We start from the raw sequence: 8,070 nt of genomic DNA, 5'->3' as shown, positions 1-8,070 counted from the left end.
ATGTATAGAAAGTGATACGGTTCTTATCCTCAGGGAGATTATGTGGAATTATAAGTATTCTGCAATCCATTCACTACTTCTTAGGACGCCTTCGCGTGAAACTTTATGGCCGCCCAGTTCATCACTCATGAACTGTAGATCACGAAGCTTCGGCTCTCCCTTTTTTAAAAGATACTCATAAAAGTCATATGCAGGCTGATAAGGAACCACTGTATCTTGTTTTCCATGCCAGAAGAACAGCGCTTTTCCCTCCAAAACTTCAGGATGCATGCTTAAATCATATTTTTCAAGCATACCTAACAGGGAGTTCAGTTTATCCTCAGAATATGGCAGGTTGTAGCCTTTCTTTTTCAGTGAATTTATTTGCGCATTGGCAAGGGCTACATATGATGGACATCCCATCAAGCTTACTGCTGCCTTGATCCACGGAAACTTTGTCAAAGCACCTAATGTGACAATGCCGCCCATTGATGTACCGCCCAAACCCAGGCGATTTTCGTCAATGAGGTTATTTTGGACATAATGATCTTTTAACAATCCAATTTCTTCTATAGTTGTCAGGACGATTTCCCAAAACTTCACGCTGAGCTCACTTTCATTCATTCCTTGCCCTCGTTCTCCATGAAGCAAGGTGTCGGGCATCAGCACCCTGTATCCTTTTTCCGCTAAGTAATAAGCATAATGCAGATTATGTTCCTTGGCGCTTGTAAACCCATGTATAAAAAATACTGCAGGCAGCTTGTCTTCAATCATCTCGGTTAAACTGAGATTCAGTACAGGTATGTTTCCTATTTGATCTTTTATTATTGTTATCATTTATTTACTCCTTTTTGTCTTTCTTACTGTAAAAGTTTACATAAATTAGTGTACCATGGTGGACTTCTGTTTTACGAAACATATACACTATAGGTATATTTATAAAAATGATTGGAGATTGATCTGATGAGTATGGATAAGCACTTAATCGTTCTGGATCTAGATGGTACATTATTAACTGATGAAAAAAAGATTCCTGAAAAAACAAAGCAAACTTTACATAAAGCAAGAGAACACGGTCATGAAATCATGATTGCCACAGGCAGGCCGTATAGAGCCAGCGAAATGTACTATAAAGAATTGGTTTTGAACACTCCGATCGTTAACTTCAACGGAGCATTTGTTCATCACCCGCTTGATGAAAACTGGGGAGTCTTCCATGAGCCCATGGAAGTTGAGGTTGCCAAGGAGATTGTACAGGCATGTCATGACTTTGATTTCAATTTCAGGAACATCATCGCCGAAGTAATGGATGATGTGTACTTTCATTATCATGATGAACGGTTGATTGATGTATTCAACTTCGGTAAGCCCAATGTGACAACGGGAGACATACGAAGCTATTTGAAAGAGTCTCCTACCAGCATGCTGATCCATGCCGACGAAGAACATGTGACCGAAATAAGGGACCATCTTAGCAATGTGCATGCAGAGGTCATTGATCATCGCCGCTGGGCAGCACCATGGCATGTGATTGAAATAGTTAAGAGCGGCTTGAACAAGGCTGTCGGCATTGAAAAGGTTGCACGTCACTTAGATATCCCGCAAGACAGGATCATTGCATTCGGTGATGAGGACAATGACCTCGAGATGCTTAAATATGCGGGGATCGGTGTCGCCATGGGGAATGCCATCGAACCGTTGAAAAGTGTCGCAGATGATATCACCTTAAGCAACGAAGAAGACGGCATTGCCGCATTTTTAAACAGTCACCTCCGTTTAGGGTAACAACACAGACATTAACAATGCTGGCAAAAATTCTGTACTCTAATCCCCCGCCGTTCAGAACATACTAATAGCGAGCACAAAAAGGTTTGGTGCTTAAAATGAAAAAGGGGTGCTGAAGATGGGCAAAAGCAATAAATCCAAAAGATTTGTTCAACAAGGCAAAGATGCGGTTTCCAAACATGATGACCGCATCCCTTACCATTCCACACTGGCTGAAGCGGAAGCAAAAAAATTAGAGAACGTTGAAAACTCTTCGCTAGGTGGCATATAAAATGGGCAACCGATTATTCCAGGAAGCCCGCCAGTATGTCCAATTAGCAGTTGAAGCTTCATCATCAGGCAGTGAAGACACCCAGCAAACCATCCAACGTGCCAAAAATGCTCTTTCTTCTGCGTACGCCAATACGACAAGAGCAGAACAGCAGCAGCTCCGACAATTGCAAGATGAACTGAATCAGCTCCACTAATGGAAGAAGCATTTGGCTGCGGCCAAATGCTTCTTTTGGTTTCTGGTTAACAGATCGTGAACTTGGCTTAGTTTAAAAAAGCACGATCGTTTCGTTTATACTTCTTAAAATGTCTCTGGGTGCTCTCAAAAGGCAGTTTTGCTCGGTTTTTTCCTCTGCAAACTGACTCTAGCTGTTCTCTAAAGGTACTTTCACTTGGATTTTCCCATCTAAACTGCCTTTACAACCCCTCTAAAGACACTTTCACTCGGGTTCTTCCATCTAAACTGCCTTTACAACCTCTCTAAAGACACTTTTACTCGGATTTTCCCATCTAAACTGCCTTTACAACCCCTCTAAAGACACTTTTACTCGGATTTTTCCATTTAATGTGCCTCTAGCAATTAAAGGCACTTTTGCTTGTGTGAGCCCAAATAAACTTCAAAGGGTTTCTCAAAGAGGCTCATCAGTAAGTTTTCCGGCTGATGAATCCACCCCGACTTCAGCAAAAGCCATCAACCTGGACGGAACCATATCAGTTCAACCTCAACGTATAATTATGATAAATCGTCCCTTCCTTAAGGTCCCGTTCATATAAATTCAGCAGCACCGGGCGATTTTTTGACACTTCTTCGGGATCAAAATCGAAAGTGAAACTGAATGCAGTCCAGTTTGGGTATTCCTTATTGACTTTCACCAGGGTTTCCTCTATTAAGATGTTGTGCCCATCTTCCACTGTATAATAGAAACAGCCCGCTGATACTTTCGCTTCTCCCTTAACGATATAAGAGCCGTCAGCGGGGGATAACTCCACATTTCTGAAGGAGGGGTTTTCAGCTTCTACCGTTAGCTTTTTTGTTTGAACAAATTCTGCTTCAGCAGGTTTTCCATTGATTGTTCTCACCATAAGGTAAGCTTTGACGATATACTCTCCTGGTGGGACTCTTTTTCCCTCTGTTGTGGTGTAATCCCATTTATCCCGCCATACTTTCGTTTCGCCACGCTTAAGAGTGACATGCTGAATCGCCTGCAGAAACGCTTTATTATCACTGTACCTGAAAACTTTATTCCCTTCCTTGTCCATTACTTCAAAGTCGAAGAACTTACTGGATGAAAACTCCAAAGTCATTTTTTCCGGAGTATTATTGAATACTTGGAAAAGGAGTTCTGCATTTTCCGTACCTTGCTTGACTTCAACGTTCCATTCAGGCTGCTGGGCAAGGATATTAGGTGGCAGCAAATGAACTGCAAACAAGATTGAGAATAAGATCACGAGTATTTTCTTCATAAGGCTTTACTCCCTTCATTAAGGATGCCCCATTATTATTCTCAACTTTTTCTGTATTAGTCCCGACGAAAGAATCCGAATATGCCGGCTGTTTCTACAATATTTGTAAAGGCATTCGGATCAACTTCTTTGATAATATGTTCCAGATCATATAACTCATAACGAGTAATGACGATAAACAGCATCTCTTTATCCTCGTTTGTAAAACCACCTTTGGCAGGAAGGGTCGTAATCCCTCTTACAAGCTTGGAATGGATCGCTTCTTTCAACTGCACTGAATTCTTAGTAATGATCATAGCTGTGAGTTTTTCATGTCTAGTATGAATGGCATCGATCAACCGGGTGGAAACATACAGAGTCACCAACGTATACAGGGCTTTCTCCCATCCATAAAGCTGACCTGCAGTAATAATGATGACTGAATTCATCAGAAAGAAGTATGTACCGACAGGCTTATCTTTCAAACGGGACAGGATCATGGCGATAATATCCATCCCTCCCGTTGAAGCTCCCCACTTCAAGGTAAGGCCGACACCGACAGCGGCAATGACCCCGCCAAACACAGCATTGAGCAGAATATCAGGAGACAGATGAGTTATTGGAATGATTCCCAGAAAAATGGTAGTGGCGAATACCGATACGAAACTGTAAAAAGTGAATGACTTACCGACCTTCAACCACCCGAGGATGGTGACGGGGATGTTGAGCAGCAACAGCAGGATACCGGTAGATATTGCAAAGGGTGTATAATCTGATATCACACTTGAAAGGAGCTGTGCTATCCCGGTAAATCCGCTGGCATATACATTGGCAGGAATCAAGAATAGGTTCAGGGAAATCGCATTCAGCAGAGCACCGAATAACACGACCACCAATTTTTTTGATTCCAGTACTACAAAGTCACGAGACATTACATTACCTCCTTAAAAAAATATATCTATTCTTTTATTTAACCCAAAAATGAAAAAAACAACAAAAGATTGTCATTTTTTCTATAAATGGCTAGACTTAGATTATATAGCATCATTCTAAATAGAGTAATTATAAATGGCTGTCTTGGACAAGCTGCACGGATTTACTTATAGTTATTGCAGCATAGTACTCTACCTTCCATGCATGCCTACAAAACAAAAGTTTTATAAAGCCTTCACGAAAGGCTGGTTTCGGATGAGCTTTTCGTAAGTATTGTTCCTATTTGGATGAGATAGTTGATTTCCGCTTCAGGTGTGCGTCTCCGCGGGGCGGGCGGTGAGCCTCCTCGGCTGCGCCTGTATAAAAAGTAGAAGCGCCTGTCAGCCCCGACAGGCAAATGTCCGAAGAGAAAAAAAGGCGGTTTTCTTTTATTCACTGAGGGTTATTTGACCCCGAGGGGCTGGGTGCTGCAACTGGACGTCCCGCTAGTCCCGCAGGAGTCGCACATCTTACGCTCCAATCAACCATTCGTAAAAAACATCTAGAAGAATTAGTTAAAAAGCAACAATCTTTTAGAAAACAGCCTTTCGGAAAGATTGTTACTTGCGGAAAATTGCCAAGGGCCGTATTCCCCTTGGGGACAAGGTTTTTTCTTTCTGAACAAGAAGAGCAGCTCTTTTCTTTCTTACTTACCGGGATATTTCCTGGGTATTATGGCTATATATTTTTAAAATTCATATTTAAATAGCAACAAAGAAAAGAGCCTTCATTAATACATTCAAAAGGGTGATAGGTCAAATGAGTATTAGATTATTTGCAGATAGCGCATCAGATCTCCCAAAGGTTTTCTACGAAGAATATGACGTAGAGCTTATTCCGCTGCAGGTTTTGGTGGATGACCAAGAATTTGAGGATATGGTTACTATCCAGCCAAAAGAAGTCTTTCAGAAAATCAGACAAGGTAAAATGCCCAAAACGTCTCAGGCATCTCCTTTATTATTTCAACAGGCGTTTACTGACCTTGCAAAAAGCGGAGAAAAAGGATTATATATCACGTTCTCTTCTGAATTATCCGGAACCCATCAAACAGCCGTGATGATAAAGGATCAGGTCAAAGAGGAATTTCCTGAGCTCGACTTGACGATCATTGACAGCAAATGTGCTTCACTTGGTTACGGGTTGGTGGTAAAAGAAGCTGCAGAATTAGTAAAGCAAGGAGCTTCAGCAGATAAAGTTATTTCTTTTGCCAGGCATAGATGCCTGCATATGGAACACCTCTTCACGGTGGAAGATCTTGATTATTTAGCAAAAGGCGGCAGAGTTTCAAAAGCTTCAGCCTTCCTTGGGGGACTTCTTAACGTTAAGCCCCTTCTACATGTCGAAGATGGAAAACTTGTTCCGATGAAAAATCCGGGGACGCAAGAAAGTCTGAAACGGATCCTTGACATCATGAGGAACGGGGTGAAAACCTCGGGAGCAGGTAGTGGCCATAAGCCACGGAGATGATGAAGAGCTTGCTAAAGAAATGAAGAACTTGATTCAAGAAAGATTCCAGCCAAAAGAAGTATATATAAACATTATTGGGGCTGCCGTTGGTTCTCACGCAGGCCCGGGAACGCTGGCCATTTTCTTTTCTAATCAATACCCGCATGCAGAGTAATAACGATGACCCTTTCAGGAGAAACTAAATCCGAATATGATTTAGAAGGGAGAATCGTAACTTGTCTCATACTTCAGACAATGATAAAAAAGCAAAAGACAATAATGCTTTACACCATGAGAAGAATATGATGAAAGAGAAAAACCGTCAAAGAGGAAAAAATCAGTACTCCAAGAAGACGGATCATCTCTGATACGGTTTAAAGGATCGGCTCTGCAAAATTTGCATCCGGTCTTTTTTTCATGTTCTTCCTGTTTTGCTCAACCCCCGGTTTAAAAGTTGTATGAGGCTGTAACCTTGACTATAATGGTTATAAAAGGTCGATCCTAAACAGGTTCTTGGCTGAAAGTTATACATAGGAGGTCATTTCATGGCAAAAGAAAACTCATTTGACGTCGTTTCACAGGTTGATTTTCCTGAGGTTACGAACGCAGTCACTGCTGCATTAAAAGAAATCAAAACTCGATATGACTTTAAAGGAAGCAAAAGTGATATCTCTTTGGACAAAGAAGAAATCATCTTAGTCTCCGATGATGAATATAAGATGGATCAATTAAAGGATGTATTGATCAGTAAACTAATCAAAAGAGGAGTTCCAGTAAAAAATCTTGACTATGGCAAGATGGAAGGCGCATCTGGCGGTACAGTACGCCAGCGTGCTAAATTAGTACAGGGCATAGGCAAAGAAGATGCTAAAAAAATCAATACACTCGTCAAAAATTCAGGTTTGAAAGTGAAAAGCCAGATTCAAGATGACCAGATACGTGTTACAGGAAAAAGCAGGGATGATCTACAGCAAATCATGGCAGCAGTCAGAGAAGCTGACTTGTCAGTCGATGTCCAGTTTGTGAATTTTCGCTAATTTCATTTAGTTTTTAAAAAAGCCGGTTGGGTAAAATATATCCAACCGGCTTTTTTATACGCTAATTTTTTATTCTAACAAGGATATGTGATCTCATGGCGGTGCTTCCGTCACTGGTCACGTCCCAACACTGGAAAATATCTAATATTTGAACAGCATTTTTAATATCTTAAGGAAGGCAAGGAGGACTGTAGATGAAGAAGAGAGTACTTGTAGTTGGCGGTGTTGCCGGCGGTGCAACAACAGCAGCACAGCTCAGGAGAATGGATAACGATTGTGAAATCATTGTTTTTGAAAAAGATGAATATATTTCTTTCGGAAATTGCGGGATGCCCTACTATCTTGGAGAGGTCATACAAGAACGGGACCACTTATTTGCAGCAACTCCCCAATCAATGAAAGAAAAGCTTAATATCAATGTACGGACTTTTAATGAAGTCTTATCTATTGACCGGAAACAAAAATCGATTACTGTCAAAGATGTCCGTTCAAACAAAGAATATCAGGAGCATTATGATACCCTGGTACTGGCTCCAGGTGCCGCCCCTTTTATCCCACCGATAGAAGGGTTAGAACAAAGCAATTATTTTGTACTGCGAAATATTGAGGATATGGACACTATTAAACAATTTCTCGAGAAAGAGAAACCGTCTACCTGCTCCATAATCGGCGGAGGTTTCATAGGAGTGGAAATGGCTGAAAACTTAGCGGGACTCGGCCTGAACATCAACCTTGTAGAAGCTTCCCCGCATCTGATGGGAGTACTGGATGAGGATATGAGCGAAATGATTGAAGAGAATTGAAGGAACAAGGAATTAATGTGGTTCTGAACGATGGTGTTCAGGAAGTCGAAGGAAATGGTACCCTATTAACCCAGAAAGGGACCGAACTTCATTCAGACTTCATCATCGTAGCGACAGGTGTAAAACCTCAAATCCAACTGGCTGAAAAAGCCGGCCTGACTATCGGTAAAACTGGAGGCATTGAGACAAATGAGTTCATGCAGACCAGTGATGAATCAATATATGCTGTCGGTGACGCAGTGGAAACCAAAAGTGCTATCACCGGAAAGCCTCTGAGGATTCCCCTAGCCTGGCCGGCACATAGACAATCTTATATCGCCTCCAAACATATATCA

The 8,070-nt window shown here is 41.5% G+C and carries 10 protein-coding genes and 1 pseudogene; 8 read left to right on the top strand and 3 right to left on the bottom strand.

The genetic code is table 11. The annotated features are described in order from the left end of the window. Nucleotides 1-48: 48 nt before the first annotated feature. Nucleotides 49-816, bottom strand: coding sequence for a prolyl oligopeptidase family serine peptidase (locus tag BSG1_RS18220; RefSeq protein WP_044023156.1), 768 nt, complete (start codon nucleotides 814-816; stop codon nucleotides 49-51). 132 nt (nucleotides 817-948) lie between these two features. Here BSG1_RS18220 and BSG1_RS18215 point away from each other — a divergent pair, with 132 nt between their 5' ends. The 3 genes from BSG1_RS18215 (at nucleotide 949) to BSG1_RS18210 (ending at nucleotide 2,231) form a co-directional block, all read left to right on the top strand. After that, nucleotides 949-1,764: a Cof-type HAD-IIB family hydrolase gene (locus BSG1_RS18215; protein WP_044023158.1), complete on the top strand. Its 816-nt coding sequence runs from the start codon at nucleotides 949-951 to the stop codon at nucleotides 1,762-1,764. A gap of 118 nt (nucleotides 1,765-1,882) precedes the next feature. Next, nucleotides 1,883-2,035: a hypothetical protein gene (locus tag BSG1_RS21195; RefSeq protein WP_006838689.1), complete on the top strand. Its 153-nt coding sequence runs from the start codon at nucleotides 1,883-1,885 to the stop codon at nucleotides 2,033-2,035. 1 nt (nucleotide 2,036) lies between these two features. Beyond that, nucleotides 2,037-2,231 carry a DUF3813 domain-containing protein gene (locus BSG1_RS18210; RefSeq protein WP_006838688.1) on the top strand — a complete coding sequence of 65 codons (195 nt, stop codon included), beginning with the start codon at nucleotides 2,037-2,039 and terminating at the stop codon, nucleotides 2,229-2,231. A gap of 514 nt (nucleotides 2,232-2,745) precedes the next feature. Here BSG1_RS18210 and BSG1_RS19935 read toward each other — a convergent pair. Continuing rightward, entirely contained in the window at nucleotides 2,746-3,498 is a 753-nt protein-coding gene (locus BSG1_RS19935) for a BsuPI-related putative proteinase inhibitor (RefSeq protein ID WP_006838686.1), read from the bottom strand. Between the two features lie 56 nt (nucleotides 3,499-3,554). After that, on the bottom strand, nucleotides 3,555-4,409 hold the full coding sequence (locus BSG1_RS18200; RefSeq protein WP_006838685.1) for a YitT family protein: 855 nt from the start codon (nucleotides 4,407-4,409) through the stop codon (nucleotides 3,555-3,557). Between the two features lie 799 nt (nucleotides 4,410-5,208). Here BSG1_RS18200 and BSG1_RS18195 point away from each other — a divergent pair. From BSG1_RS18195 to BSG1_RS21670, 5 genes and pseudogenes are all read left to right on the top strand, one after another. Then, complete coding sequence (locus tag BSG1_RS18195; RefSeq protein ID WP_006838684.1) at nucleotides 5,209-5,916, top strand: DegV family protein; 708 nt, start codon at nucleotides 5,209-5,211, stop codon at nucleotides 5,914-5,916. After that, the gene (locus tag BSG1_RS21675; protein WP_006838683.1) at nucleotides 5,894-6,070 is read left to right on the top strand and encodes a DegV family protein; all 177 of its coding nucleotides are present in this window, start codon (nucleotides 5,894-5,896) and stop codon (nucleotides 6,068-6,070) included. Before BSG1_RS18195 ends, BSG1_RS21675 begins: the two co-directional genes overlap by 23 nt. 61 nt (nucleotides 6,071-6,131) lie before the next feature. Beyond that, nucleotides 6,132-6,263 (top strand): DUF3941 domain-containing protein, encoded by a 132-nt coding sequence (locus BSG1_RS20625; protein ID WP_006838682.1) that lies wholly within the window; start codon nucleotides 6,132-6,134, stop codon nucleotides 6,261-6,263. Between the two features lie 177 nt (nucleotides 6,264-6,440). Further along, nucleotides 6,441-6,932: a YajQ family cyclic di-GMP-binding protein gene (locus BSG1_RS18190; protein WP_006838681.1), complete on the top strand. Its 492-nt coding sequence runs from the start codon at nucleotides 6,441-6,443 to the stop codon at nucleotides 6,930-6,932. 194 nt (nucleotides 6,933-7,126) lie between these two features. Further along, nucleotides 7,127-8,070 (top strand): annotated as a pseudogene (locus tag BSG1_RS21670) (NAD(P)/FAD-dependent oxidoreductase); the annotation flags it as partial.

Origin of the sequence: Bacillus sp. SG-1, from assembly GCF_000181495.1 — a bacterium.
Classification (GTDB): Bacteria; Bacillota; Bacilli; order Bacillales; family Bacillaceae_B; genus Rossellomorea.
This window is presented reverse-complemented; position numbering and strand designations above follow the sequence as displayed.